This window comes from Caballeronia sp., assembly GCF_049581465.1.
Classification (GTDB): Bacteria; Pseudomonadota; Gammaproteobacteria; order Burkholderiales; family Burkholderiaceae; genus Caballeronia.
This window is the reverse complement of the sequence record NZ_JBAUSA010000862.1, coordinates 1-2,685: the sequence shown is the minus strand read 5'-3', so window position 1 is coordinate 2,685 and position 2,685 is coordinate 1. Positions and strand designations below refer to the sequence as shown.

At 60.3% G+C, this 2,685-nt stretch carries 4 protein-coding genes; all 4 read left to right on the top strand.

Features of this window, described 5'->3' with window-relative positions:
* The coding region (locus tag WCA53_RS21120; RefSeq protein WP_423915222.1) for a GntR family transcriptional regulator at positions 1-516 on the top strand (516 nt) is incomplete at its 5' end.
* 40 nt (positions 517-556) lie between these two features.
* Positions 557-1,363, top strand: coding sequence for an SDR family oxidoreductase (locus WCA53_RS21115; RefSeq protein ID WP_423915220.1), 807 nt, complete (start codon positions 557-559; stop codon positions 1,361-1,363).
* 34 nt (positions 1,364-1,397) lie between these two features.
* On the top strand, positions 1,398-2,330 hold the full coding sequence (locus WCA53_RS21110; RefSeq protein WP_423915218.1) for a 3-keto-5-aminohexanoate cleavage protein: 933 nt from the start codon (positions 1,398-1,400) through the stop codon (positions 2,328-2,330).
* Between the two features lie 80 nt (positions 2,331-2,410).
* On the top strand, positions 2,411-2,685 hold a 275-nt coding region (locus WCA53_RS21105), incomplete at its 3' end, for an MBL fold metallo-hydrolase (protein ID WP_423915225.1).

Sequence of the window (2,685 nt, the reverse complement as noted above, 5' to 3'; positions counted from 1 at the left end):
CTGACACGGCTACAGGCCGAGGGCGCGTTGATCGACGGTCCGGGCCGCGCGCTGATGGTGCCGCCCATGACGCTTGAGCTGCTTGACGAGCTGCGCGACGTGCGGATTTCGCTGGAAGGCTGCGTGGCGAAACGCGCGGCATCGCGGATGACGAAAGAGCATCTGAATGCGCTGCAAGCCGTCTTCGATTCGATGGATGCCCACGTCGAAGCCGGAGATGTGCCGGCGTACCTGCGCAGTAACTTCGAGTTCCATATCGCCATCTACACGCACGGTGCGAGCGATCTGACGGTCGCCACGATCCAGAACCTGTGGATGCGCATCGGCCCATTCCTTAATCTCGTTGCACCGGATATCCCGCATATGAGGACGTCGATGGCAGCACACCGAAAGATTGTCGATGCGCTCTGGCGCGGTGATGGAGACGGCGCACGCGCGGGCATTGAAGAAGACATTGGCGGCGCTGCTGTGGACTTGCAGGAACGCTTGCAAAACAGGGAAGCGGCGCGAGCCTGATCAAGGGCTGAGCCGCTAAAAAACATCAACGGAGACAAGCATGACGGTTCTGCAAATGTTGAAACCACACCCGGGCTTGCGTGTACTGGTGACAGGCGGCGCATCGGGTATTGGATTGGTGATCGCGCGCGCCTTTGTCGATGCCGGTTCGCGCGTGCACGTCTGCGATGCGAGCCAGCAAGCCATCGATACGCTTCTTGCGGCCGAACAAAGCGCCGAGATGAACGCCATCACCGCGACGCTTGCGGACGTCTCGGACCGCGCCGCCGTGGATCGTGTATTCGATGACGTCGCAACGCAACTCGGCGGTCTCGATGTACTGATCAACAACGCGGGCATCGCGGGTCCGACGGGCGGTGTAGAAGAGATGGATGCGGGCGAGTGGGAACAGACCATCGACGTGAATCTCAATGCTCAGTTCTACTTCGCACGCCGTGCCGTGCCGCTGTTGCGCAAGGCTCACGGTGGGGGATCGATTATTGCGATGTCGTCGGTGGCGGGACGGCTCGGGTACGCCTACCGCACGCCGTATTCAGCCACTAAATGGGCCGTCGTCGGTCTCACCAAGAGCCTCGCGATCGAACTCGGACCGGACAACATTCGCGTCAACGCAATCCAGCCGGGCATTGTGAAGGGACCCCGTATCGAGCGTGTGATCGCCGCGCGTGCCGAGCAACTGGGGCTCTCCTACGAGGAGATGGAGAAGGACTATCTCGCGAAAATCTCGCTACGTCGCATGACCACGCCGGAAGAAGTCGCGGCGACTGCGCTGTTCCTGTGCTCGCCGGGCGGCAGCGGCATCTCGGGGCAAGCAATCTCGGTGTGCGGAAACGTCGAAGTGCTCTGAATGTTTTTATTTCCCGATACGAGGACTCAAGACAATGGCAACCAAACGCAAGGTCATCATTACCTGCGCGCCGACGGGCGCGATCCATACCCCGTCGATGTCACCGTACCTGCCGGTCACGCCGCAGGAAATAGGCGATGCGGCGCTGGCAGCGGCCAAGGAGGGCGCAGCGATTCTCCACCTGCACGCACGCGATCCCATTGATGGCCGGCCCACGCAAGACCCCGCCGTGTTCCAGCAATTCCTGCCGCGCATCAAGGCCGAGACCGATGCGGTGATCAACATCACGAGCGGCGGCAGTCCGCACATGACGGTGGAGGAGCGGTTAAAGCCCGCTCATCATTTCAAGCCGGAAGTGGCGTCGCTGAACATGGGGTCGATGAACTTCGGCCTCTATCCCATGCTTGAGCGCTTCAAGGAATTCAAGCATGACTGGGAGCGCCAGCATCTGGCCAACAGCCGCGACTTGATCTTCAAGAACACGTTCAAGGACATCGAATACATCCTCACGTCTTGCGGCGCGAACGGTACGCGCTTCGAGTACGAGTGTTATGACATTTCGCACTTGTACAACCTCGCGCATTTTGTCGATCGCGGACTCGCGAAGCCGCCGTTCTTCGTGCAAAGCGTGTTCGGTCTGCTCGGGGGCATCGGGCCACATCCGGAGGACCTGATGCACATGCGCCGCACCGCCGACCGGCTTTTCGGCAGCGACTACGTCTGGTCGATTCTCGGCGCGGGCCGCAACCAGATTCCGCTTGCGACGCTGGGCCTGGCGCAGGGATCCAACGTGCGAGTAGGGCTTGAGGATTCGCTGTGGATTGAAGCGGGCAAGCTCGCTGAATCCAGCGCTGCGCAGGTCGTGAAAATCCGCCAGGTGATAGAAGGCCTGTCGCTCGATATCGCAACTCCGGACGAAGCGCGCGCCATGCTCGGACTCAAGGGCGCGGACAACACGAATTTCTAAAGCCGCTTTTCTTTGCGGGAACCCTCCAAACATTGACGGCGGAGATCATCGTGACCGTGCCGAAACTCAAAGTGGTCGCCATGCCTACCGGCTGGCTGACTGTCGACCGTTCATCGCAGGTTTATGGCCGCTATTACGGACAGCAAATCAAGGTCCCGGTCTGGTCGACCGCGATCGTGGGCGGCGATAAAAAAATCGTAGTGGATACCGGGATTCACGATCCGGCCTGGGTATCGAGCTTTGTTTGTCCTTGCGAGCAGGCACCGGAAGAACGGCTCGAACGTGCGCTGAAAGAGTACGTGGGCTGGAGCGCGGACGACGTCGATATAGTGATCAATACGCATCTGCACTACGA

Coding starts and splice junctions, on each gene's coding strand:
- WCA53_RS21115 (WP_423915220.1), top strand. CDS start 557: ATGACGGTTCTGCAAATGTTGAAACCACACCCGGGCTTGCGTGTACTG.
- WCA53_RS21110 (WP_423915218.1), top strand. CDS start 1,398: ATGGCAACCAAACGCAAGGTCATCATTACCTGCGCGCCGACGGGCGCG.